The sequence below is a fragment of the Micromonospora sp. NPDC005220 genome, assembly GCF_040607895.1.
In the GTDB taxonomy this organism is placed as follows: Bacteria; Actinomycetota; Actinomycetes; order Mycobacteriales; family Micromonosporaceae; genus Micromonospora.
The window spans coordinates 58297-84798 of record NZ_JBEXHP010000017.1 but is presented as its reverse complement, the minus strand read 5'-3'; the positions used below and the strand labels follow the sequence as shown (position 1 = coordinate 84798).

Genomic DNA, 26502 nt, shown 5'->3' with positions numbered 1-26502 from the left:
CGTCGGACCCGGCGGTGCCGGAGCGGGAGACGGCGAGCCCTGCGGCGTCGGCCGCGGTGCCGGCGTCGACCGGCTCGGGGGCGAGGGCCAGTCGGGGCCGACGCCGACGGCGGGTGGTGTTGCCGTGGCCGGTGCCGTACCCGATCAGCACGTTGCCGGAGCCGGCCCGCTCCTCCTCGCGGTAGGTGGCCTCGTCGCCCCCGTCCAGCGGCGCGATGGTGATCAACGGCTGGCCGACCGGGCGTACCTCACCGGCCGCGCCGTGCAGGGTGACCACCCGGCCGGCGTACGGGCAGGGCACGTCGACGACGGCCTTGGCGGTCTCCACCTCGACCACGCTCTGGTCGACAGTGACCACGTCACCCACGGCGACCCGCCACTCGACGATCTCGGCTTCGCTCAGCCCCTCGCCCAGGTCGGGCAGGAGGAAGACCTGCGTCCGTTCGACGATGGTCATGCCGCCGCCCAACGCGCGTCCGGCTGGTCGTCCCACTGCAGGCGGGCCACCGCGTCGAGCACCCGGTCCACGCCGGGCAGGTGGGTGTGCTCCAGCATCGGCGCCGGGTACGGGATGTCCAGCCCGGCGACCCGCAGCACCGGGGCGTGCAGCGCGTGGAAGCAGCGCTCCTGCACCCGGGCGGCGATCTCCGCGCCGACGCCCGCGAAGCCAGGCGCCTCCTGGATCACCACGCACCGGCCGGTGCGCCGGACCGAGGCGGTGATGGTGGCGTCGTCGAACGGCACGATGGTGCGCACGTCGACGACCTCCAGGTCCCACCCCTCGTCGCGGGCTGCCTCGGCGGCCTCCAGCGCGACCGGCACCGCCGGCCCGTACGCCACCAGCGTGGCGTCGCGTCCCGCACGGCGCACGACGGCCCGGCCGAACGGCGCGGTGCGGGCCGGGAGTTGCGCCTCGTCGCTGGCGAAGTAGAGCTTCTTGGGCTCCATGAAGACCACCGGGTCGGGGTCGTCGATCGCCTCGCGCAGCAGCGAGTACGCGTCCTCGACGGTGGCCGGGGTGACCACCTTCAGACCCGGGGTGTGCGCGTAGTACGCCTCGGAGGAGTCGCAGTGGTGCTCGACCCCGCCGATCCCGCCGGCGTACGGGACGCGGATGACGATCGGCACGCTGAGCTTGCCCCGGGTGCGGTTGCGCAGCTTCGCCACGTGCGAGGCGATCTGCTCGAACGCCGGGTACGCGAACGCGTCGAACTGCATCTCGACCACCGGGCGAAGGCCGGACATGGCCAGGCCGACGGCGAAGCCGACGATGCCGGCCTCGGCGAGCGGGGTGTCGTAGCAGCGCTTGTCGCCGAAGCGGGCCTGGAGGCCGTCGGTGATCCGGAAGACGCCGCCGAGCGCACCGACGTCCTCACCGAAGACGACCACCCGGTCGTCGGCGGCGAGCGCGTCGGCGAGCGCGGTGTTGAGCGCCTTCGCCATGGTGGTGGCCATCAGGCGTCACCCTCCTCGGCGTGGGCGGCGGCCAGCTCGGCGCGGACCTGCTCGCGCTGTTCGATCAGCTGCGGGGTGGGCTGGGCGTAGACGTGGTCGAAGAGGCTCAGCGGGTCGACAGTGGGCTGCTCGTTCATCCGGGTCCGCAGGTCCGCCGCGTACGCCTCGGCCTGTTCGGCGATCTCGGCGACCGCCGCGTCGTCGAGATCGCCGCGGGCGCGCAGGTAGGTTTCCAGCCGGGCGACCGGGTCCCGGTCCCGCCAGGCGTCGACCTCGGCGCCGTCGCGGTAGCGACTGGCGTCGTCGGCGTTGGTGTGCGGCTCCATCCGGTAGGTGTGCGCCTCGACCAGGAACGGCCCCTTACCGGCCCGGGCGTGGGCGACCGCGCGGGTGAGCACGGCGAGCACCGCGGCCGGGTCGTTGCCGTCGACCTGCTCGCTGGGTACGCCGTAGCCGACGCCCTTGTAGGCCAGCGACGGCGCGGCGGTCTGCCGGGACAGCGGGACGCTGATCGCGTACCGGTTGTTCTGCACGAAGTAGACCACCGGCGCCTTGAACACGGCGGCGAAGTTGATCCCCTCGTGGAAGTCGCCCTCGCTGGTGGCGCCGTCGCCGATGAAGGCCAGCGCCACGGTGTCGCGACCCTGGTACGCCTCGCCGTGCGCCAGCCCGGCGGCGTGCACGCACTGGGTGGCGAGCGGGGTGCACTGCGGTGCGGTGCGTACCTCGGTGGGGTCGTAGCCGCAGTGCCAGTCGCCGCGCAGCAGGGTGAGCACCTCGACCGGGTCGATGCCCCGGGCAACCAGCGCCATCGACTCACGGTAGGTGGGGAAGACCCAGTCGGTGTCGCGGACCGCGAGGACCGCGCCGACCTGGCACGCCTCCTGGCCCCGCGAGGACGGGTAGACGGCGAGCCGGCCCTGCTTGGTCAGGGCGGTCGCCTGAGTGTCGAAGCGGCGGCCGAGCACCATCCGGCGGTACATCTCGCGCAGCGCCTCGGCGGGCGGTTCGGGGTAGTCGGCGCGGGCGGGCAGCGGCGTGCCGTTCTCGGCGAGCAGGCGGACCGGCTCGGCGTCTGGCAGCAACGAGCGCGCCGGGTCGGGCGGGGTGACCGTTCGACGGGTGCGCGGGGATGCCCTGCGGACCGCCTGGGGAGTGGTCGTCACGGCGGAACCTCCTGGGACGTGTGGTGAGCCTATGCTTCCGCTTGCGGATGATTGACTCAAGATCGACACGGAAGGCGGGACGGTTGGCATGCGGAGGGTTCATCAGTGAGCCAGGAGACCGCCGACGACGCAGGCCGGGGCGCGGGATCGGGACGATCGGCCCGTGTTCTGGACGAGGTGGACCGGCGGATCCTCGACGAGCTGGTCCGCGACGGTCGGACGTCGGTGCGCACCCTCGCCGAACGGATCCACATCTCCCGCACCAACGCGTACGCGCGGGTGGAGCGGCTGCTCCGCGACGGGGTGATCACCGGGTTCCGGGCCCAGGTGGCACCCGAAGCGGCCGGGCTGGGCACGTCGGCGTACATCGCCCTGACCATCGAGCAGAACACCTGGCGGGAGGTGTCGGCCGAGCTGGCCCAGGTGCGCTACATCGAGCACGCCGCGCTGCTCGGCGGTGACCACGACGTGCTGGCGCTGGTGCGCGCGCCGGACAACGCGGCGCTGCGCGACGTGGTGCTGGGGCGGGTGCAGAGCATTCCCGGGGTGCTGTCCACCCGCACCTGGCTGGTCTTCGAGGAGTTCGACGGCACCGGCAGCCCCTGGGCGTGACCGGGGCTCAGCGTTCCGGCGGGGCCTCCAACCCGTCCCGGTCGGCCAGCTCCAGCAGCGGTTCCAGTGAGTGCCGGTCACCGTCCAGGCCGGCGTGCGGGTCGCCGCGCTCGGCGAAGCGGGCCGGCATGCTGAGCACGTCGAAGTCCTCCGGGCGGACCTGGTCCAACTCCGACCAGTCCAGCGGGGCGGAGACCAGCGCGGCCGGCGTCGGCCGGATCGAGTACGCCGAGGTCATCGTGTGGTCCCGGGCCATCTGGTTGTAGTCCACGAAGACCGGCCGGTCCCGCTGCTCGCGCCACCAGGTGGTGGTGACCAGGTCCGGCAGCCGGCGCTGCATCTCCCGGCCCAGCGCGAGCACCGCCCGACGGCAGTCACCGAAGCTCCACCGCGGCTCGATCGACAGGTAGACGTGCAGACCCCGACCGCCGGTGGTCTTCGGGTAACCGGTCATGCCCAGCTCGGCGAGGAACGCCCGCACCTCGTGCGCCACCGGCACCACCTGCTCGAACCCGACGCCGGGCATCGGGTCCAGGTCGATGCGCAGCTGGTCGGGGCGTTCCACGTCGGAGGCGGTGACCGGCCACGGGTGGAACCGCAGGGTGCCCAGGTTGGCCGCCCAGATGACCACGGCCAGCTCACTCGGCGCGACCTCGTCGGCGGTACGGCCACTGGGGAAGGTGATGTGCGCGGTCCGCACCCACTCGGGAGCGCCCGCCGGCAGCCGCTTCTGGTAGAACGCGTCGCCCCGGTTGGTCTGTCGGGTGGCGATCGTCGCGCCCTCGAAGACACCGCGGGGCCAGCGTTCCAGCATGGTCGGCCGATCGCGCAGCGCGCGCAGGATGCCGTCGCCCACGGCCAGGAAGTAGCGGACCACGTCCAGCTTGGTCAGCCCACGCTCCGGAAAGTACGGCTTGTCAGGGCTGGAGACGCGGACCAGCCGCTCCCCCACCTGGATCTCCTCCGCCGCCGTGGCCACGTCCTGAGGGTACGACGCACAAGCGCGCCGAACGGCCACCGGCGCGGCGGCGGAGCCGACCTTTGTCGGCGGCGATGACGCGCTCGGAGTCAGCTGAGCAGCAGCACGCCGACCACGATCAGCGGCAGCCCGACGAAGAGGAAGATGCCGACCCCGGTGAGCACGCGCCCACCGCTGGCCGTCTCCTGCTCTGGTCCGACGCCGAAGGTGGCGCGCGGGCCGAGCATGCCGATCCGACTCAGCGTCAGGTCGCCGGTGATGCCGAGGAGCCCGCCCACCACAACCAGCCCGATGCCCAGCCGAGCGGTGTAGTCACCGCCAGCGACCGCCACCCAGACCATTGCCGCGACCGCGACCAGCGCCCCGACCACCACGAACAACAGGAGCGCTTCCCGCAGACCCCGCAGCACCGTCATAGTCGACCCCCCGTCGTCCGGCGCACATTGTTTCGCATCACCAGGTCGCGGCGCTGCCCCGAAACCGACAGCGGAGACCGGACACGGTTACCGTCGGCGGCGCCCGGGTAGGGGGGCCGCATGGCGGAACTGGCAACCCTCTGGATCGTCCGGCACGGCGAGAGCACCGCGAACGTCGCGGCGACGCACGCCGAGGCGTCGGGCGCGGAGCTGATCGATCTCACCCACCGCGACGCCGACGTGCCGCTCTCCGCGACCGGCGAGGACCAGGCTCGGGCGACCGGCCGTTGGCTGGCCGAGCTGCCGGACGCGAAGCGCCCGGACGTGGCGGTGGTGTCGCCGTACCTGCGGGCGGTGCAGACCTCCCGGTTGGCGCTGGCCGGCACCGACATCCCCGTGCACCGGGACGAGCGGCTGCGCGACCGTGAGCTGGGCATCCTCGACGGGCTGACCGGGCACGGGGTGCGGCGGCGGTACCCGGACGAGGCCGACCGTCGGGAGCGGTTGGGCAAGTTCTACTACCGGCCGCCGGGCGGGGAGTCCTGGACCGACGTGGCGTTGCGGCTGCGGACGCTGCTGGGCGACCTGCGCCGCGACCACGAGGGCTGCCGGGTGCTGCTCTTCGGCCACGACGCGCTGGTCTTCCTGCTTCGCTATCTGGTGGAGGGGTTGACCGAGGATGAGCTGATGGCGCTCACCCGGCAGCAGGTGATCGCCAACTGCTCGATCACCGAGTGGTCGGCCGATGCCGAGGGCCGACTCGCGCTCACCACCTTCAACGATGTCGAGCACCTGCGTCAGCAGGGCGCCCAGCCAACCAGGGAGGACGAGATCCATGCCGAGCCGGTCTGAGGTGAAGGTGATCACCCCGGGGTTGCTGCGGGACTGGGCGCTGCCGGTGCCGGTCGGTGGGAAGGAGAGCCGGGGCACCGTGCTCGTGGTCGGCGGCTCCCGCTTCACGCCGGGCGCGGTGCTGCTCGCCGGGGTGGCCGCGTTGCGCGCCGGCGCCGGGGTGCTCCAGCTCGCCGCCGCCGAGTCCACCGCCGCCGCGCTGAGCATCCAGGTGCCCGAGGCGCTGGTGGTCGGTCTGCCGGAGACCGCCGACGGCGCGGTGGCCGCCGACCGGGACGGCCAACTCGGTGAGCTGGTCGGGCAGGCCGACGTGGTGACGCTCGGCCCCGGGTTGAAGGCGATCGACGAGACCAACCGCCTGCTGGCCCTGGTCCTGGAGGCGGCCCGGCCGGACACGTCGCTGGTGCTCGACGCGTACGCCCTCGGCGCGCTCAGCCACGCACCGGACCTGCTGGTCGGCTCGGGCCGGCCGGTGGTGCTCACCCCCAACGTCACCGAGGCCGAGCACCTGCTCGGGCGGGAACCGGGCGACGACCTGGACGCCGAGGCGGCCGAGCTGGCCGCCCGGTACGAGGCGGTCGTGTCGCTGTACGGGCACGTGGCCGCCCCGGACGGGCGGGGTTGGCGGGAGGAGAGCGGCGATGCCGGGCTGGGCACCTCCGGCAGCGGGGACGTGCTCGCCGGGTTGTTGGCGGGGCTGCTGTCCCGGGGTGCCGATCCGGCGCAGGCGGCCTGCTGGGGTTCGTTCGCGCACTCGGTGAGCGGCCAACGACTGATCCCCCGCTACGGCCGGATCGGTTTCCTGGCCCGGGAGTTGCTCGACGAGATCCCCCGCACCCTGGCCATGGTCTGATCGGGCCGGGCCCTTCGTCGAGCCTCGGCGGAGCTCCGCTGGAGGGCGGCCCGAACGGTCGGGCCCGTACCGGTACGATCGTCGCGGGCCGTTACTGGCGCGTGGGGATGGAGAACCATCGGGGAGCGGCCTCGTCACGTGGACGTTTGCCGAGCGCCTGGGCCTTCCCGCACGTCTGTTGGAGGTCGCATGTCCCGCAACGCCGAGTCCACCGCATTCCGGAGCGCCCTTGAGGTGATCCGGGCTGTCGAGCCGCGGGTCGCCGACGCCATCGGCGCCGAGCTGACCGACCAGCGGGAGTCACTCAAGCTGATCGCCAGCGAGAACTACGCCTCCCCGGCGACCCTGCTGGCGATGGGCAACTGGTTCAGCGACAAGTACGCCGAGGGCACCGTCGGCCGCCGCTTCTACGCCGGCTGCCAGAACGTCGACACCGTCGAGGCGCTGGCCGCCGAGCACGCCCGGGAGCTGTTCGGCGCCGCGCACGCGTACGTGCAGCCGCACTCGGGCATCGACGCCAACCTGGTCGCGTTCTGGGCGGTGCTGGCCGACCGGGTGGAGTCCCCCGCCCTGAAGAAGGCCCAGGTCCGCCAGGTCAACGACCTCACCGAGGCCGACTGGTTCGCGCTGCGCCGCGAGCTGGGCAACCAGCGGATGCTCGGCATGTCGCTGGACGCCGGCGGTCACCTCACCCACGGCTTCCGGCCGAACATCTCCGGCAAGATGTTCGACCAGCGCAGCTACGGCACCGACCCGGAGACCGGCCTGATCGACTACGACCGGGTGGCCGAGGCGGCTCGCGAGTTCAAGCCGTTGATCCTGGTGGGCGGCTACTCGGCGTACCCCCGGAAGGTGAACTTCCGGATCCTGCGCGAGATCGCCGACTCGGTCGGCGCCACCTTCATGGTCGACATGGCGCACTTCGCGGGCCTGGTGGCCGGCAAGGTGTTCACCGGCGACTTCGACCCGGTGCCGCACGCGCACATCGTCACGACCACCACACACAAGTCGTTGCGCGGTCCGCGTGGCGGCATGGTCCTCTGCCAGCCGGAGCTGGCCGACCAGGTGGACCGGGGCTGCCCGATGGTGCTCGGCGGTCCGCTGCCGCACGTGATGGCCGCCAAGGCGGTCGCGCTCGCCGAGGCCCGCCGGCCCGACTTCGCCGACTACGCCCAGCGGATCGTCGACAACGCGCAGGCGCTCGCCGAGGGGCTGCTGAGTCGGGGCGCGAAGCTGGTCACCGGTGGCACCGACAACCACCTGGTGCTGATCGACGTGTCCGGCTACGGGCTCACCGGCCGGCAGGCCGAGCAGGCCCTGCTCGACTCGGGCATCGTCACCAACCGCAACTCGGTCCCGCAGGACCCGAACGGGGCCTGGTACACGTCCGGCATCCGGATCGGCACCCCGGCGCTGACCACCCGGGGCCTCGGCACCGCCGAGATGGACCAGACCGCCGAGCTGATCCACACCGTGCTGACCCAGACCACCGCCGGCGCCAACGCCGACGGCACCCCGTCGAAGGCGAAGTACACCCTGGACCCCGGCCTGGCCGACAAGGTCGCCCGCCAGGCAACCGACCTGCTGGCCACGCACCCCCTCTACCCGGGCGTCGACCTGAGCTAGCTAGCCGCGCTCCCGTCGATCATGGAATTGTGGTGCCCGAATCAGGGCGGTTAGCGGCATTTGCCCACCACCACAACTCCATGATCGACGCGGGGGTTCGACCCTCAGGCAATCGGGCGCTTCAGGTGGTAGCGGTGGACTTCGGTGCTGCCCTGGACGTTGTTGACGTCCTCGGCGGCGGAGACCAGCTCCCACCCTTCCCGGCCGGCACGGTTGAGGTGCGCGATGGCGGTGTCGCCGTAGGCGGTGATGTCCTTGCGTGACCCGTCCGGGGCGTACCAGACGAACGAGACGTGAAAATTGCGGCCCTGTCCCTGATAGCGGCGGACGAGCAGGGCGTACTCCCAGGCAACCATGCGGCCTATTATGACCGTCCACCCAGGACGGCGGCACGCGGGTCGTCGCGCATTGCCATCCGATGAACGCGGTGTGTCAACCCGGGCGGCGCGTCACCTCGTCGGTGATCAGCGCCGCCAGCCGGTCCAGCCCGACGTCGATCTGCTCCGGGGTGACCGCGCTGACCGACAACCGCAACGCGCGAACCGGCACGGTGTCGTCGTAGAAGTGCGCCATCGGCGTCCACAGCACCCCGTAGTCGCGCGCCGAACGGTCCAGCAGCGCGTCGTCGACCGGGAACGGCACTGTCACCACCACGAAGAACCCACCGGCCGGCACCGTCCACCGCACCAACGCCGCGCCGTCCGCCCCGGGCGGGAACCGCCGGGCCAGGCCGGCCACCAGGTGGCGCAGATTCCGGGTGTACGCGGACCGCTCCCGGGTGTTCGCGGCCACCAGGCTGCACCCGTGCTCCAGCAGCCGGCCGCCGATCACCGCCTGCGCGATCGGCGACGTGTTCACAGTGACCATGCTCTTGATCATGGCGAGCTGGTCGGCGAGCGGGCCGACCCGCCCGCCCGGACCGGCCACCCGCTGGTCGGCGACGACGTACCCGACCCGCGCGCCGGGGAGCACGGTCTTGGCGAACGAGCCGAGGTAGACGACCCGCCGCCCGGTGTCCAACGCCTTGAGGGTGGGCGGGCGCGGCCCGTCGTCACTGTGGAACAGGCCGTACGGGTTGTCCTCCAACAGCAGCAGATCCTCCTGCCCGGCCAGCTCCAGCAGTCGCCGGCGGTGGGCGGTGTCGATGCTGGCCCCGGAGGGGTTGGCGAAGTCCGGCATCAGGTAGCAGGCGCGCGGGCGCAGCCCCGCCTCCCGGGCCCGGCGTACCTGAGCGGCCAGGTCGACCAGATCGACCCCGGACGACCCGCCGGCGACCGGCCACACCGGCAGATCCACCAGGCGGGCCGCCCCGGTCAGCCCGACGTAGGTCGGGGCGACCGCGAGCAGCACATCGGTCGGCCCGGCCCGCAACGCCCGCAGCACCAGGAACATCGCCTCCTGGCAGCCGACGGTCACCACGACGTGCTCCGGGTCGACGGTGATTCCCTCGTCGACGGCGAGGTTGCGGGCGATCAGGTGGTGCACGATGCCCTTGGTCCGGCCGTACTGGAGCAGCAGTCGCCGGGCCTGCTCGGGTGGGTGCCCCAGGTCGTCGACGAGGTGCCGGTGGAAGGTGTCCAGGTGCCGGTGCACCGCCGCGAGGTCGAAGAACTCCTCGTACGGCCGGCCGGCCGCGAGGGACACCGCCGCCGGATAGCGTTCGGACACCTCGTTGAGGAAATTCATCGAGGTCAGCGCCGGATCGCCGAGGGCCGGGTGCAGGTCGGCGACGGTCAGGTCGACCGGTTCGGTGGCAATCACCCGCAACCCACCCGGAGGGTGCGCAGCTCGCCGGCCGCCACCGGATCGGCGCAGCCGGCCAGGGTGAGCGCATCGGTCAGCTCGGCGGCGAGCAGCGCCAACGCGTCCCGGGCGGCCGGTTCGCCACCGACGGCCAGCGCCCAGAACAGCGGTCGGCCGACCAGCACCCCGGCCGCGCCCAACGCCAGCGCCCGCAGCACGTCGGTGCCGCCCCGGATGCCGCTGTCCAGCAACACCTGGCAGCCGTCACCGACCGCGTCGACGACCTCCGGCAGCATGGTGACGCTCGCCGGTGAGCCGTCCAGTTGCCGCCCGCCGTGGTTGGAGACGACCACCGCGTCCGCGCCGACCCGTACCGCCTCGGTCGCGTCGCGCGGGTCCAGCAGCCCCTTCACCACCAGCGGCAGGTCGACCTGCGCACGCAGCCAGGCCAGGTCCGCCCAGCGCAGCGCCGGCGCGAACGACGCGGCGGTGTGCGAGGCGATCGCGGACACCCCGGGCGCACCGGAGTGGGCCAGCGCGTCGCGACCCTCGGGGAGGTTCGCGGCGACCACATCGGCCGGCAGCCGGAACGCGTTGCGCAGGTCCCGGGGACGTCGGCCGAGCACCGGGACGTCCACGGTGACCACCAGCGCCCGGCACCCGGCCGCGACGACCCGGTCCAGCAGGTCCCGGACGAGAGCCCGGTCGCGCAGCCAGTAGAGCTGGAACCAGACGTCCGCGCCCACCCCGGTGACCTGTTCGATGGGGGTGCTGCCCAGCGTGCTCGCCAGGTACGGGATCCCGGCCGCGCCGGCCGCCGCCGCCAGCCCCAGCTCCCCGTCCGGGTGCACCAGCCGCTGGTACGCCATCGGCGCCACCCCGACCGGCATGGCGTACCGACGGCCGAGCAGGTGGGTGCCGAGGTCGACGGTGTCCACCCCGCGCAGCACCCGGGGCAGCACCGCGACCCGGTCCAGCGCGTGCCGGTTCGCGGCGAGGGTCACCTCGGACGCGCTGCCGCCGGCCAGGTAGTCCCACACGTCCGGCGGCAACACGGCGCGGGCCCGCTCGGCGTAGTCGGCGAGCGACACGGCCGGCGGGTCGGCCGGCGCCGGCTCACCCATCGCCGCCCCCGGGCCCGTCGCGGCCGGCTCATCCACCTCGTTCGGCCGGGCGGCATCGGCAGCCTCGGCCGGCCCGGTCGACAGGCCGAAGTGCTCGCGGAGGAACGCCGCCGCGCTCCGCTGCGCCCGCCGCCCGTCGGTGAAGGTTCCCGGCATGGCGAAGAACCCGTGGATCATGCCCGGGTAGTGCTCCAGCCGGGTGGCCACGCCGGCGTCGCGCAGCCGCTCGGCGTACCGCTGCCCCTCGGCCCGGAGCGGGTCCAGTTCGGCGGTGATCACCAGCGCCGGTGGCAGCCCGGACAGGTCGTCGGCGAGCAGTGGCGACGCGAGCGGATCCCGGGCGTGCCCCGGGTCGGCCAGGTAGTGCGTCCGGTACCAGGCGACCGAACGGCGGTTGAACAGCGCCGGGTCGTCGTCACCGGCCGGGTCGCCGCTCTGGTCGGTGTTCGGGTAGACCAGCAGTTGCGCGGCGAGCGGAGGCCCGTCCGTACGGCTGAGCAGGGTGACCGCGGCGGCCAGGTTGCCGCCGGCGCTGTCCCCACCCACCGCCAGCCGGGTCGGGTCCACGCCCAGCTCGTCGGCGTGCCGGGCGATCCACGAGGTGGCGGCGTGGCAGTCGTGCACCGCCGCCGGGAAGGGGTGCTCCGGGGCCAGACGGTAGCCGACGGTGATCACCTGACAGGGCACGGCGTTGGCCAGCCGCCGGCAGATGCCGTCGGCGGTGTCGATGCTGCCCAGCGTCCAGCCGCCGCCGAAGAAGTACAGCAGGGTGGGCAGCGGACCCGACCCGGTCGGCCGGTACACCCGCAGCGGCAACTCCCCGGCGGGGCCGGGGATGCGCTCGTCGCGTACCTCGGTCACCGGCTCGACCGCGCCGGTGCCGGCGCGGATCGCGGCCAGGTCCGCGGCGCGCGCCTCGGCGAGGGTCTGTGCGTACAGCGGCGGGGTGCCGGCCGCGGCACGAGCCGCCCGGTACGCCACCACCTCCGGGTGCAGCGCCATGTCGCTCCTATCCACCGGTGCTGACCAGCAGCTTGTCGATACCGCGCAAGAATAGGCTGCCGCTGTACGTCGGTGTCTCGGTGACCGTCAGCGCGGGGAACCGGGCGAACAGCCGGGGTAGCGCGAGGCGACCCTCCAACCGCGACACCGCCGCGCCGAGGCAGAAGTGCAGACCCACCCCGAAGGCCAGCGACGGGGGGCCGGGACGGGTCGGGTCGAAGGTGTCCGGGGCCGGGAAGCGGGCCGGGTCCCGGTTGGCCGCCCCGATCATGATCAGCACGTTGTCGTCAGTGGCGACCGGCACACCGTCCAGCACGGTGTCGACCGGCGCGGCGCGGGCCAGGAAGTGCACCGGGCTCGCCAGCCGCAGCACCTCGTCGACGCAGCCCTGCGCCAACGTGGCGTCGGTGGGCAGCGCCGCGACCGTCTCCGGATGGTCCAGCAGCAACGGCAGTCCGTTGCCGAACATGTAGACGGTGGTGACGAAGCTGGCGTTGAACAGCACGATCAGGTTGCTGACCAACTCCTCCTCGGTCAGCTCCACCTCCCCCGAGTCGAGCGCCTCGACCAACCCGCTGAGCAGGTCGTCGCCGGGCACCCGGCGGCGGTGCGCGAGCAGCTCCCGGTAGAAGACCCGCAACTCCCGCGCGGCGGTGTTGGCCGCGGCCAGCCGCTGCGGGGTCTTCCCCGCCACGTCCAGGAACTCGTCGATCCACTCCACCCGCTCGCGGTACCACGGCAACTCCGCGGCCGGAATGCCGATGAACTCGGCCATCACCAGGGCCGGGATCGGGTACGCGAAGTCGGCCACGAAGTCGACCACGTCCTCCCCGGCGTCGGCCATCCGGTCCAGCAGCTCGTCGACCACCCGCATGATCACCGGTTCCAGCGCGCCGAGCCGGCGGGGTGTGAAGGTGCGGGAGAAGACGTGCCGCATCCGGGTGTGATCGGGCGGGTTGATGAACATCATCGAGGTCTGGAAGGTACGCAGAATCTCCTGCTCCTCCCAACCCGGCGGCGGCTGCTTCGTCCACTCCGGATCGCGCAGCAACCCGTCGATCAGGTCGTAGCCGACCGCGACCGCGGCCACCGTACGGTGCTCGGCGCGCGCCGGCACCGCGCTGATCGGGCCGAGCCGGTGCAGCTGCGCGTACCACGGGTACGGATCCTGTCTGCCCTGCTCGCTGTACAGACCGGTGAGTATCTCCTCCACGTCCACGGCCAACTCCTCCCCAGGATGTCGGTGGCCGGGGACGACGGGGATCGCCCGTCGTCCCCGACCGGTGTCACAGGTCGAGCAGCCGCAGCGGCACGGCGTTGGCCAGTGCCTGGTTGCCGGCGTCGTTCGGGTGGATGTGGTCCCCCGAGTCGTACGCGGGCAGCAGCTGGCTGGGCCGGGCCGGGTCACGCAGCACCCGGTCGAAGTCGAGCAGCCCGTCGAACTCCCGACTGCCACGCAGGTACGCGTTCACCGCCTGCCGGGTGGCCTCCTTCTGCGGCGTCCACACGCCCGGCGCGCCGTGCCCCTCGTACGGCGTCAGGGTGGCCACCAGGCTGGTCAGCCCGCGCTGCTGGAGCTGCTGGTTGATCTGGCGCAGGGTGGCGATGATCGCCTCGGGTGTGTCGTTCGACATCCAGATGTCGTTGATGCCCAGGTGGGTGACGACGGTCCGCACCCCGGTCTGGCCGAAGACGTCCTCGTTGAGCCGGGCCGCCGCGTTCGGGCCGAGCTGGTAATAACCCGGGTAGTTGCCGTCGCCCGGCTCGGTGCCCTCGTGGTTCAGCCGGTTGCCGGCCAGACTCAGGTTGAGCACGCCCGGGGTGCGCTTGTCCGGCCGGTCGGCGAGCAGCCGGTCGGAGAGCAGGTCGGGCCAGCGCCGGTTGGCGTTGACGGTGCTGCCGTTGCCGTCACCGATGGAGTCGCTGAGCACGACCAGCGCTCCCGGGCTGCCCTTGCGCTGCACGTCGATGCCGGAGAGGAAGAACCAGCAGCAGGTGGGACGGATGGTGAACCCGGTGCCCTCGGCCGCCCCGGTCAGATCCCCCGCGCCGATGAAGTTGGCCTGCTGGGACTGCCCGTGGAACGTGGTCGGGCCGGTCGGCGTCGGGAAGTGCACGGTGAGCACCAGGTCGCTGTCGTCCGCGACCGGGAAGGTCAACGGGTCGCTGAGCAGCTCCGCCCCCCGGTTCATGGTCGCCGTGGTGGCACCGGTGAAGGTCAGCGGGCGTACCGACGCCGCGTCGATGTCGGAGAGGTCGTCGGGGGTCGCGGTGTTCGGCCGGGCGACGGTGGCCCGACCGACAGTGACCGCCTGCTCCCCGTACAGATTGCTCAGGCGTACCCGCAGCGCCGGGCCGCCCACCGAGACGTGCACGATCATCCGCACGCTCTGGTTGCTGAGACCGGTGTTGGTCAACCCGACCGAGTTGCCTCGGGTGACCGCGGTGGCCCAGCTGCCCGCCCACTCGGCGCGGTCGGGTCGGCCGGCGGCGGTGCCGGACGGACCGGCGCTGGCGACGACGGCGGGTGCGCCGGCGACCAACAGCGCGGCCGCGGCGGCGATGACAGGCCATCTCTTCGGGGTTGCCGTTGCCATGGAACCTCCATCGTGTGGCAGCCCAGGGCCGTCCGCTGACGGCGCCCGCCTGGACGATGGTCCAGAAACCTAGCCGCCGCCGCTGACGGGCGTCAATCAACCTGATCGACGCCATCAAATGTCCGGCGGGCCGCTCGGATCGCCCACTCGGCACGGTTCCGACCAGCCGTTTCCGGCCTACGCTTCCAGGCGGCGGCGGTGCGGTCGCCCAAGCGCGCCACCGTCGCGTCGTTCCCGGGAGTGCCCGGGGACCGCCGCTTTCTCGGATGGGGGCTGCCGGATGACTGACGGACCCGGGCACACGACCTACGTGGACAGGGTGTTGGACCTCTTCGCCGAATTCGGCGACCGGGAGGCGTTGGTCGGCGGTGGTCGCCGCCTGACGTACACCGAGGCCGCCGCGCTGGTCCGGGCGATGGCCGCGACGTTGACCCGGCACGGCGTACGGCCCGGGTCGGCGGTGCTGGTGACGGTCGCGAACGCGGTGGAGGGCCCGCTGCTGCAACTCGCCCTGCATCTGCTCGGCTGCCGGACGATGTGGGTCGCCCCGGTGACCGCGCGCCGGGAGGTCGACGAGTTCATCCGGTTGGCCCGCCCGGACGCCCTGGTCTACGACGCCCGGGACCGGGCCAGCCTGGGCCCGGAGTTGGCCGCCGCGCTGCCCGGCACACCGGTGTGCTGTCTGGGCGCGGGCGGCGCCGGCCCGGACCTCACCGCCGACGCCGACGTGACGGACCTGCCGATGTCCGTGCCGGCGCCCGAGTCGTTCCTCCAGACCAGCGGCACCACCGGAAGCCCCAAGCTGGTGCACCACCGGGAGAGCTTCTACGCCCAGATCCTCGCCCTGGCCGCCGACTTCCGCGCCGCCGGGTTCCCGCTGCTGCGGCACCTGTCGCACTCACCGATGTGGCTGGCCAGTGGGCAGATCACCACACTGTTCAACCTGTTCACCGGTGGGGTGCTGTTCCTGCGCGACGACTGGGACCCGGTGGCCTTCGTGGACATCGTGCAGCGGGAGCGAATCAATTCGACCTTCGTCACCCCGCCGATGCTCTACGAGGTGTTGGACCACCCGGCGCTGGTCGGCGCGGACTTCTCCGCCATGTTCATGTTCAACGTGGGCGCCGGTCCCGCCGCGCCCGCCCGGCTGCGCCAGGCCATCGCGCGGTTCGGCCCGGTGCTGCGCATCGTGTACGGCCTCAGCGAGGCGGTGGTGATCACCGCGCTGCCCGGGTTGACCGACGATCCGGAGCACCCGGAGCGGCTGCGCTCCTGCGGGCGGCCCTACGGCGACGTTCGCATCGAGATCCGCGACGACGACGGGACGGTACTGCCGACCGGCCGCGACGGCGAGGTGTGGGTGCACACCCGACTGAGCTTCGCCGGCTACCACGGTCAGCCGGAGCTGACCGCGCAGACGCTCGTCGACGGTTGGGTACGCACCCGCGACATCGGCCACCTCGACGACGACGGCTACCTCTACCTGGTCGACCGGGCGCACGACATGATCGTCACGCATCGACGGAACTGGGCGATCTTCTGCCGTCCCATCGAGGACGTGCTGATCGGGCACCCGCAGGTACGGGCCGCCGCCGTGATCGGCGTGCCGGACGAGACGGTAGGCGAGGTCCCGTACGCGTACGTGGTGCTCGGGCCGGGCGCGACGGTCACCGGGGCGGAGCTGATCGACCTGGTGACCGCGGAGCTCAACGAGATGTGGGCGCCGGCCGCTGTGGAGTTCGTCGACCGGCTGCCGGTGAACCGGTCGATGAAGGTGGACAAGCGGGCGCTGCGCGAGCGGTACGCGGCCCGTCGGGCGGCGGCGGTCGGGGCGTGACCCCCCGCCGGCAACTGGTCGTCCTGGTCAGCGCGGACCTGATCTCCAACCTGGGCACCCGCATCTCCGTGGTGACCATTCCGTGGCTGGTGCTGGTCACCACCGGCAGCCCCGCCAAGATGGGCCTGGTCGCCTTCGCCGAGACCCTGCCGTACCTGCTGTCCAGCGCGTTGGGCACGCCCTGGGCGGACCGGATCGGCCTACGCCGTACCTCGATTCTCTGCGACACGGGCAGCGCGGTGGCGATGGTCGTCGTGGCGCTGACCCCGTGGTTGGGTTTCGCCCCGTTGGTGGCGCTGGTCGCGGTGGCCGGCGCGCTGCGCGGCATCGGGGACCGGGTGAAGCACGTGATGTTCCGCCCGGTCGCGGAGGCCGCCGGGGTGCCGCTGATCCGGCTGACCTCCGCGTACGACGGGCTCAGCCGGGTGGTGACCCTGTTCGGCGCCGCCGTGGGCGGCCTGCTGATCGCCGCGTTCGGGGTGACCGAGGCGATCCTCATCGACGCGGCCAGCTTCGGCGTCTGCGCGCTGCTCATCGGCGTCCTGGTCCGCCCGCCGGCCGCCCCGACACCACCCGGCCAGCCGGAGAGCTACCTGCGTGCGTTGCGAGGCGGCTTCAGCTACCTGAGTCGGGACCGGCCGCTGCTCGGCATGCTCACCGTCATCTCGGCGCTGAACATGGTGGCCAACGCCAGCGTGGCCGTCTACATCCCGGTCTGGGTCGCCCGGGAGCTGCACGGCCCGAGCGGTCTCGGCCTGGTGCTGGCCGCGTTCTCGGCGGGCGCGCTGCTGGGCAACCTGGTGTTCACCGCGCTCGGGCCCCGGCTGCCCCGACGGCTGACGTTCCTGCTCGGCGCGCTGGTCGCCGGAACGCCCCGGCTGGTGGCGCTGGCGATCAGCGACGAACTGCCGGTGGTGCTCCTGGTGACGTTCCTGTCCGGGATCGGCATCGCGGCGGTCAACCCGCTGCTCGGGGTGGCGCTCTACGAGCGGGTGCCGCCGGAGTTGCAGACCCGCGTGATCGGCATCGCCGGTTCGTTGGCGTTCATCGGGTTGCCGGTCGGCGCGCTGCTCGGCGGCTGGTCGGTGGACGCGCTGGGGCTCACCCCGGCCCTGCTGACCATGGCGGCGGCGTGCCTGGCGGTCACCGCGTACCCACTGCTGAACAGGGCGGCCGACCCGGAGACACCCGCGCGGCCCAGCCCTGTCGCCACCCCGTAAATCCGTTGCGGGCCCGGCGCGACTGCCGCAGGCTCGGATCGATGAGCGAAGCGACCACGTACGGCGTGCCGGAGACCAACGACGCCGTGGCCGACCGGATCGACGTGGCCCTGGTCCGCCGACTGGTGGCCGAGCAGTTCCCCCAGTGGGCGCAGCTGACGGCACGCCCCGTCGAGGTCGACGGCTGGGACAACCGCACGTTCCACCTGGGCGCGGAGATGACCGCGCGGCTGCCCAGCGGCGCCGGGTACGCCCTCCAGGTCGCCAAGGAGCAGCGGTGGCTGCCGATGCTCGGGCCGCAGCTGCCGGTGCAGATCCCCACGCCACTGGCACACGGCCGGCCCGGGGCCGGTTACCCGTACCCGTGGTCGGTCTACCGCTGGATCGACGGGCGGACGGCCCGGCCCGAGCGGATCGACGACCTGACCCGGTTCGCCACCGACCTCGCCGCCTTCCTGCGTGCCCTGCGCGGCGCGGACGCCACCGACGGCCCGGTGGCCGGGCCGCACAGCGCCTGGCGGGGCGGCCCGCTGTCCACCTACGACGCGGAAACCCGGGCGGCGATCGACACGCACCGCCGGCGGGTGCCCGTCGACACCGTCACCGGCATCTGGCAGGCCGCCCTCGACGCCACCTGGACCGGGCCGGCGGTCTGGTTCCACGGCGACGTCGCGGAGGGCAACCTGCTGGTCCGCGACGGTCGGCTCGCCGCCGTCATCGACTTCGGCTGCTCCGGCGTGGGCGACCCCGCCTGCGACACCGTGATCGCCTGGACCCTGCTGCACGGCCCGAGCCGGGCAGCCTTCCGCGCCGCGCTCGGCCTGGACGACGCCACCTGGGCCCGGGGACGAGGCTGGGCGCTGTGGAAGGCGCTCATCACCCTCGACGATCCCGACCCGGCCAAGGCCGCCGGGGCCCGACACGTGCTAGGTGAGCTTCTCGCCGAGCAGAGCGTGGCCCGCTGAGCCCACACCGGAGGGCCGTCAGCGGCCGGCCCGTGCCCGGGACGCCAATCCGACACCGCCCGCGGTGTTCGTCGGACGTTCGGCTGCTGGCCGCGTGGGCGTCGACGCGGGCGGCTACCGTCGGCCGTCGTCACCGCACCTGGAGGCCGCCGCGTATGACGTCGTCACCCACCCGTCGCCTCACCGCCGAGGTCACCGATGTGCGCCGGATCGGCGACAACGCGCCGCACAGCGCGTTCACCGACCTCATCCGGTACGCCGGACAGTGGTTCTGCGCCTTCCGCGAGGCACGCACCCACCTCAGCGGCGACGGCGTACTCCGGGTGCTGACCTCGACCGACGGTCGGTCATGGACCCGCGCGGCCGTCATCCGGCAGGCCGGCGTCGACCTGCGCGACCCGCGCTTCGTCGCGCGACCCGACGGGCGGCTGCAACTGCTCGCGGCGGCCGCCATCGGCGAGGCCACCAAGACGTTCCAGACGGTGACCTGGCTCTCCACCGACGGGCACGGCTGGGGCGATCCGACAGCGGTGGGTGAGCCGAGCGTCTGGGTGTGGCGGGCGGCCTGGCACGACGACGCGATGTACGGCGTCGGCTACGCCACCCGGGAGCCGAGGTTCGCCCGGCTCTACCGCAGCACCGACGGGGTCGACCTGCGGCCGTGGGTGCCGACGCTGTTCGAGAACGGGTACCCCAACGAGTCCGGTCTGGTCTTCGCCCCGGACGGCACCGCCCACTGCCTGCTGCGGCGCGACACGGCCGGTGCGAGCGCGCAGCTCGGCCGGGCCGTGCCGCCGTACCGGGACTGGACCTGGACCGACCTGGGTGTCCAGGTGGGCGGGCCGACGCTGCTCCTGCTGCCCGACGGGCGGCTGCTGGCCGGGGTACGCCTGCACGACGGGGAGATCCGTACCGCGATCTGTGTCGTCGACCCGGACCGGGGCGAGTTGACCGAGCTGGTCGCGCTGCCGTCCGGCGGCGACACCAGCTACCCCGGTCTGGTCTGGCACGACGACCTGCTGTGGGTGAGCTACTACTCGTCGCACGAGAGGCCGACCTGTGTCTACCTGGCCAAGGTCAGCCTGACCGGCTGAGCCTGGCCGGGCCGCCCGACGGTCGGTTAGCGTGCCCGCATGCCATCGACGCTCACCGAATCGACGGACCCGTACTGCCTGCGCCCTGGGGAGGCCGCCGAGCTGCTGCGCGGGCACCCGTGGCGGCGGTTCGTGGCGCTCGGCGACAGCGTCGTGGAGGGCATGTGTGAGCCGACACCGGGCTACCCGGACGTGCAGTGGGTCGACCGGGTCGCCGCCGAGCTGACGGCGGTACGCCCCGAGCTGGCGTACCGAAATCTGGGTCGACGCGGCCTACGCGCGCACCAGGTGCGGGCCACCCAGCTCGCCCCGGCGCTGGCCTTCGCACCGGACCTGGCGCTTGTCGTCTGCGGGGGCAACGACGCCTTCCACCCGGCGTACGACGCGGAGGCGGTGGACACCGAGCTGACCGCGATGATCACCGCGTTGCGCGACGCCGGAGCCGACGTGATCACCGTGGGCATGTTCGACGTCTCGCACAGCCCGGCGGTGCCAGAGGCGCTGCGGACCGGCCTGGGGGAACGAATGCGCCGCCTCTCCGCCCACACGGCGAAGCTGGCCGAGCACCTCGGCACGATCCACGTACACCTGACCGACCATCCGCTGACGGCCGACCCCACCCTGTACAGCACCGACGGCCGCCACGGCAGCGCCCGCAGCGACGCCGTAGCAACGACCGAAACCCTCCGCACCCTCTCCCCCCACCGCACCCGCTGACCCGTCGGTGATCAAGAGGCTTGCGTCAGCGGGGCCGGCGTGTCGTGACCGAAACCTCTTGATCAACCCGTGGGGTTAGTCGGTGAGGAGGATTCCGGTTAACAGGACGCCGTGGGCCAGGTTGAGGATGCCGTCGCAGCCGGGGTAGCCGACTCTCGCCAGGCCGCCGGAGGCTTTCCGGCCGAACAGGTACGGGGCCAGGGAGTACGGCACGTCGGCGGTGACCGTCTCACCGGTCTCGATCTGGACGAAGTCCATCGACACCCGGTCGGTCGGCAGGTACTCCTGCAGGATCGCGCCGCCCTGGTCGACGGCGGCCCGCACACCGTCGGCCCAGTCCGCCGCGCTCAACTCCGGGCCGAGCAGCACGCCGTGCCCGGCGGAGCCGTCGGCCGGCTTCGCCACCAGCGTGGCCTGCTCGGCGATCGCCCGGTCGAGCACCGCGGCGGTCAACGGCACCGTGTACGGCACATGCCGCCGGATCAGCGTCTGGTCGTCGGCGGGTAGCCCGTCCACGTCCTCCCACAGCCAGCCGAACGTGGTCTTGTTGCCGAGCAGCCAGGCCGCCGCCGACACGAACATCGGGAGGGTGCCGGCGGCGAGGGCCACTGCCACCGCGTCCAGGCCGGCGGTCGGGGTGACCCGGTTGGGCACGAACAGCCGGAACAGCGCGTCGACCGGTGCGCCGTCGACGACCAGGCGGTTGTCGGCGTCCACTGTGGCGGTGGACACCGCGGCGATGACCAGGTCGATGCCGAAGTCCCGAGCCCGGACGGCGAGAGGGTCGAGGATCCGGATGAACGTCTGCGGGTCGTCGAGGCCCGGGTAGTCGGCGTCGAAGTCCATCAGCAGCGCCACCCGGGCGCCCTCGGGCAGCCGCAACTCCTCGCGGATCGCCACGAACCGTTGGTCGAGCAGGGACGGCGCCGCCCGCACCGCCACGTCGTCGAGGATGCCCCGCTCCTGGTAGAGACGCGCGTACCGCTGGATGACGGTGTCGGCGTCGAACCCGCCGCCGAGGCTGCTGTCGATGTTGTACTCGACGAACTTCGGCACCCCGGCGGAGAAGATCACATCCGGGCGGTACGCGGCCAGCAGCGCCTCGGTCAGCGGCTCGGCCTCGTCCAGCAGCCGGGTCTCCCCCGCCGGTACGCCGAGCAGCCGGCGCAGCTCACCGGCGGTGCCGGCCCGACGACGGCAGGCGTCGAGGATGAGCTGGGCGAGCCGGTCGCAGACCTCGTTGAGCTCCCGCCAGGCATCGGCGGTGAGCACCGGGGGTCGGGCCAACCGCCACTGCTTGTTGTAGGTGGCCCGGCCGTGGAAGACCTGCTCCCAGGCCGCCGCGCCACTGACCACCATGGCCCGACGGGCCCGCTGCGGCAGGTCGGTCCAGGCCCGGTCGACCGCCGGCCACTGATAGTTCGGGTCGATCATGTTGAGTCCTTCATCGTCAGGTGGATGGCGGCGGCGAGCTGGTCCCGGCCGGGCTGGACGGCCCGGTCCAGTGCCGGGGCGAACGGCAGCACCGCCCCGTCCGGTCGGGTGACCCGGCGCGGTGGGGCGAGCAGCCGGACCCGCTCCACCACCGAGGCGATGATCTCGGCGGCCATGCCGCAGGAACGGTTGCCGTCGTCGAGCACCACGAGTCGCCCGGTGCGGGCGACCGACTCGGTGAGACCGTCGATGTCGAACGGGTACAGGGTGCGCGGGTCGAACACCTCCACCGAGATCTGGTCGGCCAGCTCCTCGGCCACGGCGAGCGCGTCGTGCACCAGGTGCCCGATCGCCACCACCGTCACGTCGTCGCCGAAGCGGTGGATCCGGCCCCGGCCCAGCGGCACCGGCGCCAGGTCGTCGACGTCGTCGCGGACGTCCATCGCGGCGGCCGGCGCGAACACCACCACCGGGTCGTCGTGGCGGATCGCGGTGACCAGCAGCCCGTACGCGTCGGCCGGGGTGGCCGGCACCACGGTGACCACGCCGACGTGGGCGAAGAGGCTGTACGGGTGGTCGGAGTGCTGCCCGGCCCACCCGGTACGCGAGCCGGAGCCGGGCACCAGGTAGGTGACCGGGACCGCGCACTGCCCACCGGTCATCAGCGGGAACTTGTGCGCGTGGTTGACGATCTGCTCGAAGACCAGGAACAGCAGCGACGGGATCTGGAACTCGATCACCGGCCGCAGCCCCGCCAGCGCCGCCCCGGTGGCGAAGCTGGTGAACGCCTGCTCGGACAGCGGGGTGTCGCGGACCCGCTCGGTCCCGAACCGCTTGGCCAGCCCGGTGGTCACCATCGACGCCCCGACCTGGATGTCCTCGCCGAGCAGGAACACCGCCTCGTCGCGGGCCAACTCGTCGGCGAGGGCCCGGGTGAGCGCCCGGCGGTACGACAGTCGGGGCACCTCAGCCACCTCCGGTGCGGGCGGTCATACCGCTGGCGTACAGGTGGGTCAACGCGTCGGCCGGGTCCGGTTCCGGGCTGCTCAGCGCGAACCGCACCGCCGCGTCGACTGTCGCCTCGACCTCGGCGTCCACGGCTTCCCGGTCGGCGTCGCTGAGCCGTGCACCCTGGATGCGCACCGGGTCCCGGGCCCGGCCCCGGGTCACCTCGTCGGGCGGCCGGTAGTCGAGGCGTACCGCGTGTTCGAAGGTGTGGTGGGCGTCGAAGCGGTAGGTGCGGGCCTCGATCAGCTCGGGGCCGCCGCCGGCGCGCATCCGGTCGACGGCGGCGGACGCGGCGACGCGTACCGTCTCGGGGTCCTGGCCGTCGACCTGCACGGCCGGGATGCCGAACGCGGCGGCGCGGCCGGCGATGCTGCCGGCCACCGCGCCGGCGACCGGCATGGTGGTGGCGTAGCCGTTGTTCTCGCAGACGAACAGCACCGGCACCCGCCAGAGCGCGGCCAGGTTGAACGCCTCCAACAGCATCCCCTCGTTGACCGCGCCGTCGCCGAAGAAGCTCACCCCGACGGTGTCGCGGCCCCGGCGGCGGTGCGCCCAGACCGCGCCCGTGATGATCGCCCCGGAGGCGCCGACGATCGCGTTGGCGCCGAGTACGCCGATGCTCAGGTCGGCGGCGTGCATCGAGCCGCCCCGGCCGGCGTTCAGGCCGGTGACCCGGCCGCACAGCTCGGCGAGCATCCGGGCCGGGTCGGCCCCGCGGGCGAGGACGTGCCCGTGCCCACGATGGGTGCCGGCGAGCACGTCGTCGGCACCCATCGCCGCGCAGACGCCGGCGGCGATCCCCTCCTGACCGAGGTACGGGTGGATGCCGCCGACGATCTGCCCGCCGTGGACCAGCTCCACCGCCCGTTCCTCGAACCGGCGGATCAGCCGGACCGTGCGGTAGAGCCGGACCGGGTCGGCGTCGGTCACGCCGGCCCCTTGATGGCCGCCAGGATGTCGTCCCAGAGCCGGGCCCGAGCCGCCAGGGCGGTGTTCACCGTGTGGGCGCACTCCTGCCACTTGGTGTCGTCGTCGCCGCACAGGTCGGCGAGCATCTGCATGGCCATCGGGGTGTGCTGTTCGCCGTCGACCTCGATGTGCCGCTCCAGGTAGTCGACGAACGTGTGCAGCCGGTTGCTGCGCTCGTTGACCGAGACGACCTGGGTGAACATGTCCGGGATCAGGTCCTCCCGGCCGAACGCGAAGGCCGCCGCCTGGCAGTGCACCGGGGTGGACTCGATGATCTGCCAGGTGGTCGCGGCGAACCTCGCCGACGGCGCCGGCGCCCCCGCCTCGGTGAGTGCCTGGGTGACCGGTCGCCCGGCGCGCAGCAGGTCGATCAGGGCGTTCACCGCCGTGGTGTCCGCGCCCGCCTCCGCCATGCCCTGCACGTACAGCTCGAAGTGGCTGATGTAGCCGCCGCCCAACTCGTCGCTCTCCTCGACCATGACGATGTCGTTGATGAGCCGGCGGCTGCCGGTCGGGCCGGTCGGGATCCACGGCACGGTGACGCAGGTCAACTGCCGTTGCAGCGACTTCAGCAGGGACATGAAGTCCCACACCGCGAAGACGTGGTGCTCCATGAAGGTGACCAGCGCCTCGTGGGTGTCCAGGTTGGCGTAGAGCGGGTGCTTGACCACGACGTCGCGCCGGTCGGTCACCGCCCGCTCCAGCCGTTCGATGCCGGGGTGTGTCTGTCCCCAGTCGTACCGTGACATGTCAGCCTCCCTGCGGGGCGCGGTGGCGCCAGATGACCGGGCAGTAGTCGGGGTCCGCGTAGTCCGGCCGCCCGTCGTGGGTGCGGCGGACCAGCACGTCGTGGTTGTACGCGGCGAGCGTGCCGTCGGAGAGCGGATACTCCCGCCAGGCGTTGTCGCCGTCCTGCAGGTGCAGCGAGATCGCCTGTCGGGGGCGACCGCTGACGTTGGGGCCACTGCCGTGGTAGGTGCGGCAGTGGTGGAAACTCACGTGTCCCTTGGGGATCACCATCGGGATCTTGCGGATCTCCGCGCCGTTGTACGCGGCGTTCTCGGCCAGCATCTCCTCCAGCTGGCCGCGGTCCCGGTCGGCGAAGTGCCGCACCACCGTGTCGTCCGCGCCGATCTCCTTCCACCGGTGCGAGCCGTCGACCATGGTGATGGTGCCCATCTCCTCCCCGCAGTCGTGGAAGGGGATGAACGCGGTGAGCATCTTCTCCGACGACGAGGACGCCCAGTAGTGCTTGTCGAAGTGCCAGGGCACGATGTTGCTCGGCTCACCGGAGATCGGCGGCTTGTAGATCAGCGTGGACTGGAAGACGCGGATCTCGTCGGCCTGGGCGAGCCGGGCGGCGACCGCGCCGATCAGCGGCTTGCGCAGGATCGCGCCGAGGCCGTCGTGCTCGTAGTGGACGTAGTCGTTGTGCCGCTGCACCGGCCCTTTCGCGGGCTCCCAGTAGGCGAGCTTCGGTGGGCGCACCGGCAGCCGGCGGTCCCGCTCCCCGTCGTAGTAGCGCTGCGCGGCGGCGGACAGGGCGTCCACCTCGTCGTCGGTGAACAGCTTTCCCGACAGGTACCAGCCGTGCTCGGCGTAGTGCCGCACGTCGTCGTCGGAGGGCAGCAGCGCCTCCTCCTCGGCGTTCAGCACCGCTTCGTATTCGGTGGTGGTCATGCCCCAACCCCCTGCGGGGTGGCCGCCACGGCGGCCAGTTCCCGTTCCTTGGCCTCGTAGAGCGCCTTGATGTTGCCGCTGCCGAAGCCCCGCGCGCCGCGCCGCTCGATCAGCTCGAGGAAAAGCGTGCGGCGCACGTGCATCGACTCGGCGAAGATCTGCAACAGCTGACCGTCGTGGTCGGAGTCGACAAGCACGCCCAGCTCGCGCAGCCGCTCCAGCGGGGCGTCCACCCGACCGACCCGCGCCTCCAGGGCGTCGTAGTAGCTGGCGGGGGTACCGGCGAAGCGCACCCCACGTCGGCCCAGCGCCTCCACCGCGCCGACGATGTCGTCGGTGCGCAGCCCCAGGTGCTGCACTCCCCCACCGGCGTGCTGGTCGAGGAACGCGTCGATCTGCCCCGGCCGTCGGGTGCGGTCCGGCTCCAGCAGCACCACGGTGACCCGCCCGGACGGGCTCTGCACCACCTTGGAGTTCATCCCCTGCCCGTCGACCTCGATGTGCTCCTCGAAGATCTGCGCGAAGTCGAACAGCGCCTCGAAGTGCCGGACCGTCTCGTCGAGCTGGCCGGGCGGCACGCAGACCGCCAGGTGGTCGATCTCGGCGAGCACCGGTGGATGGTCGTCGTTCGCCGAGGCCGCCGGGGTGACGGCGCCGGGCAGGAACTCGGCCCGGTCGCCCCGGCGCTGCACCAGCCGGTGCCGCACGTCGGCGAAGCCGTCCACCTCGGCGATCACCACCTCGGCGTCCGCGCCGGTGCGGGTGGTCGGCGGCGTCACGCCGGTCGCGCCCCGACCCACCAGCTCGGCGTACGCGGCCGACACGTCGTCGACCTCGACCGCGACGACCGCGATGCCGTCACCGTGGCGCTGCACGTACCGCGCGGCCGGATGCTCGGCGCTCAACCCGGAGGTGAGCAGCAACCGGATGTCGCCGTGGCAGAGCAGCAGCGAGCGCTGCCCGGCCAGCCCGGTCTCCGGGCCACCCTGGCCGCAGATTTCAAAGCCGACGGCGGTGCTGAAGTAGAAGGCCGCCTGCCGGGCGTCCCCCACGTAGAGTTCGATGTGGTCGATACCACGGATGTCCATGTTCCCTGAACCCTTCCCACCCGATTCCCCCTGGGTTGCCGTCCGGGCACGCCCCGCCCGGGATG

Annotated in this window: 25 protein-coding genes, 1 pseudogene and 1 riboswitch; of the genes and pseudogenes, 9 read left to right on the top strand and 17 right to left on the bottom strand. The window is 72.6% G+C overall.

What is annotated here, in order from left to right:
- The 3 genes from ABZU52_RS10765 to pdhA form a co-directional block, all read right to left on the bottom strand.
- Nucleotides 1–469 (bottom strand): biotin/lipoyl-containing protein (locus ABZU52_RS10765; protein WP_354970832.1); only part of this gene is annotated, 469 nt, incomplete at its 3' end.
- Nucleotides 454–1458, bottom strand: a complete 1005-nt coding sequence (locus ABZU52_RS10760; RefSeq protein WP_354970831.1) for an alpha-ketoacid dehydrogenase subunit beta — start codon at nucleotides 1456–1458, stop codon at nucleotides 454–456. The genes ABZU52_RS10765 and ABZU52_RS10760, both read right to left, overlap by 16 nt.
- Nucleotides 1455–2654, bottom strand: a complete 1200-nt coding sequence (gene pdhA / locus ABZU52_RS10755) for a pyruvate dehydrogenase (acetyl-transferring) E1 component subunit alpha (RefSeq protein WP_354970830.1) — start codon at nucleotides 2652–2654, stop codon at nucleotides 1455–1457. Before pdhA ends, ABZU52_RS10760 begins: the two co-directional genes overlap by 4 nt.
- 144 nt (nucleotides 2655–2798) lie before the next feature.
- Here pdhA and ABZU52_RS10750 point away from each other — a divergent pair, with 144 nt between their 5' ends.
- The gene (locus tag ABZU52_RS10750; RefSeq protein WP_354970829.1) at nucleotides 2799–3233 is read left to right on the top strand and encodes an Lrp/AsnC family transcriptional regulator; all 435 of its coding nucleotides are present in this window, start codon (nucleotides 2799–2801) and stop codon (nucleotides 3231–3233) included.
- A gap of 7 nt (nucleotides 3234–3240) precedes the next feature.
- On the opposite strand, the gene ABZU52_RS10745 is transcribed toward ABZU52_RS10750, so the two are convergent.
- Nucleotides 3241–4212 (bottom strand): DNA primase small subunit domain-containing protein, encoded by a 972-nt coding sequence (locus ABZU52_RS10745; RefSeq protein ID WP_354970822.1) that lies wholly within the window; start codon nucleotides 4210–4212, stop codon nucleotides 3241–3243.
- 89 nt (nucleotides 4213–4301) lie between these two features.
- Nucleotides 4302–4628 (bottom strand): hypothetical protein, encoded by a 327-nt coding sequence (locus tag ABZU52_RS10740; protein WP_354970821.1) that lies wholly within the window; start codon nucleotides 4626–4628, stop codon nucleotides 4302–4304.
- A 120-nt stretch (nucleotides 4629–4748) separates the two neighbouring features.
- On the opposite strand from ABZU52_RS10740, the gene ABZU52_RS10735 reads away from it, so the two are divergent.
- The 3 genes from ABZU52_RS10735 to ABZU52_RS10725 all read left to right on the top strand — a co-directional run bounded on the left by ABZU52_RS10735 (nucleotide 4749) and on the right by ABZU52_RS10725 (nucleotide 7959).
- Nucleotides 4749–5480: a histidine phosphatase family protein gene (locus ABZU52_RS10735; protein ID WP_354970820.1), complete on the top strand. Its 732-nt coding sequence runs from the start codon at nucleotides 4749–4751 to the stop codon at nucleotides 5478–5480.
- The gene (locus tag ABZU52_RS10730; RefSeq protein ID WP_354970819.1) at nucleotides 5464–6333 is read left to right on the top strand and encodes an NAD(P)H-hydrate dehydratase; all 870 of its coding nucleotides are present in this window, start codon (nucleotides 5464–5466) and stop codon (nucleotides 6331–6333) included. The genes ABZU52_RS10735 and ABZU52_RS10730 overlap by 17 nt, the downstream gene beginning before the upstream one ends.
- Nucleotides 6334–6413: 80 nt before the next feature.
- Nucleotides 6414–6503: riboswitch (ZMP/ZTP riboswitch) on the top strand.
- A gap of 19 nt (nucleotides 6504–6522) precedes the next feature.
- A complete protein-coding gene (locus ABZU52_RS10725; RefSeq protein WP_354970818.1) occupies nucleotides 6523–7959 on the top strand; it encodes a glycine hydroxymethyltransferase in 1437 nt (478 codons plus the stop codon).
- 104 nt (nucleotides 7960–8063) lie between these two features.
- Here the strand turns inward: ABZU52_RS10725 and ABZU52_RS10720 are convergent, their stop codons facing one another.
- From ABZU52_RS10720 to ABZU52_RS10695, 6 genes and pseudogenes are all read right to left on the bottom strand, one after another.
- Nucleotides 8064–8324 carry a hypothetical protein gene (locus ABZU52_RS10720; RefSeq protein WP_354970828.1) on the bottom strand — a complete coding sequence of 87 codons (261 nt, stop codon included), beginning with the start codon at nucleotides 8322–8324 and terminating at the stop codon, nucleotides 8064–8066.
- A gap of 67 nt (nucleotides 8325–8391) precedes the next feature.
- Nucleotides 8392–9774, bottom strand: coding sequence for a PLP-dependent aminotransferase family protein (locus ABZU52_RS10715; RefSeq protein WP_354970827.1), 1383 nt, complete (start codon nucleotides 9772–9774; stop codon nucleotides 8392–8394).
- Entirely contained in the window at nucleotides 9717–10826 is a 1110-nt protein-coding gene (locus tag ABZU52_RS10710) for an alpha-hydroxy acid oxidase (RefSeq protein ID WP_354970826.1), read from the bottom strand. The genes ABZU52_RS10715 and ABZU52_RS10710 overlap by 58 nt, the downstream gene beginning before the upstream one ends.
- 96 nt (nucleotides 10827–10922) lie before the next feature.
- Nucleotides 10923–11828: pseudogene (locus ABZU52_RS10705) on the bottom strand (alpha/beta hydrolase); the annotation flags it as partial.
- Nucleotides 11829–11835: 7 nt separating this feature from the next.
- Complete coding sequence (locus tag ABZU52_RS10700) at nucleotides 11836–13047, bottom strand: cytochrome P450 (RefSeq protein WP_354970817.1); 1212 nt, start codon at nucleotides 13045–13047, stop codon at nucleotides 11836–11838.
- A 67-nt stretch (nucleotides 13048–13114) separates the two neighbouring features.
- Entirely contained in the window at nucleotides 13115–14392 is a 1278-nt protein-coding gene (locus ABZU52_RS10695; RefSeq protein WP_354970825.1) for an SGNH/GDSL hydrolase family protein, read from the bottom strand.
- Between the two features lie 313 nt (nucleotides 14393–14705).
- On the opposite strand from ABZU52_RS10695, the gene ABZU52_RS10690 reads away from it, so the two are divergent.
- The 5 genes from ABZU52_RS10690 (at nucleotide 14706) to ABZU52_RS10670 (ending at nucleotide 20258) form a co-directional block, all read left to right on the top strand.
- Complete coding sequence (locus tag ABZU52_RS10690; RefSeq protein ID WP_354970816.1) at nucleotides 14706–16262, top strand: AMP-binding protein; 1557 nt, start codon at nucleotides 14706–14708, stop codon at nucleotides 16260–16262.
- Nucleotides 16259–17482: an MFS transporter gene (locus ABZU52_RS10685; protein ID WP_354970815.1), complete on the top strand. Its 1224-nt coding sequence runs from the start codon at nucleotides 16259–16261 to the stop codon at nucleotides 17480–17482. Before ABZU52_RS10690 ends, ABZU52_RS10685 begins: the two co-directional genes overlap by 4 nt.
- Before the next feature lie 41 nt (nucleotides 17483–17523).
- Nucleotides 17524–18447 (top strand): aminoglycoside phosphotransferase family protein, encoded by a 924-nt coding sequence (locus ABZU52_RS10680; protein WP_354970814.1) that lies wholly within the window; start codon nucleotides 17524–17526, stop codon nucleotides 18445–18447.
- Nucleotides 18448–18602: 155 nt separating this feature from the next.
- On the top strand, nucleotides 18603–19541 hold the full coding sequence (locus ABZU52_RS10675; protein WP_354970813.1) for an exo-alpha-sialidase: 939 nt from the start codon (nucleotides 18603–18605) through the stop codon (nucleotides 19539–19541).
- Between the two features lie 39 nt (nucleotides 19542–19580).
- Entirely contained in the window at nucleotides 19581–20258 is a 678-nt protein-coding gene (locus tag ABZU52_RS10670; RefSeq protein ID WP_354970812.1) for an SGNH/GDSL hydrolase family protein, read from the top strand.
- A 75-nt stretch (nucleotides 20259–20333) separates the two neighbouring features.
- Here the strand turns inward: ABZU52_RS10670 and ABZU52_RS10665 are convergent, their stop codons facing one another.
- From ABZU52_RS10665 to hppD, 6 genes are read right to left on the bottom strand one after another with little or no spacing between them, the layout of a single operon-like run.
- The gene (locus tag ABZU52_RS10665) at nucleotides 20334–21692 is read right to left on the bottom strand and encodes a hypothetical protein (RefSeq protein ID WP_354970811.1); all 1359 of its coding nucleotides are present in this window, start codon (nucleotides 21690–21692) and stop codon (nucleotides 20334–20336) included.
- On the bottom strand, nucleotides 21689–22657 hold the full coding sequence (locus tag ABZU52_RS10660) for a transketolase C-terminal domain-containing protein (RefSeq protein ID WP_354970810.1): 969 nt from the start codon (nucleotides 22655–22657) through the stop codon (nucleotides 21689–21691). Before ABZU52_RS10660 ends, ABZU52_RS10665 begins: the two co-directional genes overlap by 4 nt.
- 1 nt (nucleotide 22658) lies before the next feature.
- Nucleotides 22659–23630: a thiamine pyrophosphate-dependent dehydrogenase E1 component subunit alpha gene (locus ABZU52_RS10655; protein WP_354970809.1), complete on the bottom strand. Its 972-nt coding sequence runs from the start codon at nucleotides 23628–23630 to the stop codon at nucleotides 22659–22661.
- Nucleotides 23627–24418: a DUF3050 domain-containing protein gene (locus ABZU52_RS10650; RefSeq protein WP_354970808.1), complete on the bottom strand. Its 792-nt coding sequence runs from the start codon at nucleotides 24416–24418 to the stop codon at nucleotides 23627–23629. Before ABZU52_RS10650 ends, ABZU52_RS10655 begins: the two co-directional genes overlap by 4 nt.
- Before the next feature lies 1 nt (nucleotide 24419).
- Nucleotides 24420–25349 (bottom strand): phytanoyl-CoA dioxygenase family protein, encoded by a 930-nt coding sequence (locus ABZU52_RS10645; protein WP_354970807.1) that lies wholly within the window; start codon nucleotides 25347–25349, stop codon nucleotides 24420–24422.
- Nucleotides 25346–26437, bottom strand: coding sequence for a 4-hydroxyphenylpyruvate dioxygenase (hppD, locus tag ABZU52_RS10640; RefSeq protein ID WP_354970806.1), 1092 nt, complete (start codon nucleotides 26435–26437; stop codon nucleotides 25346–25348). Before hppD ends, ABZU52_RS10645 begins: the two co-directional genes overlap by 4 nt.
- Nucleotides 26438–26502 lie beyond the last annotated feature (65 nt).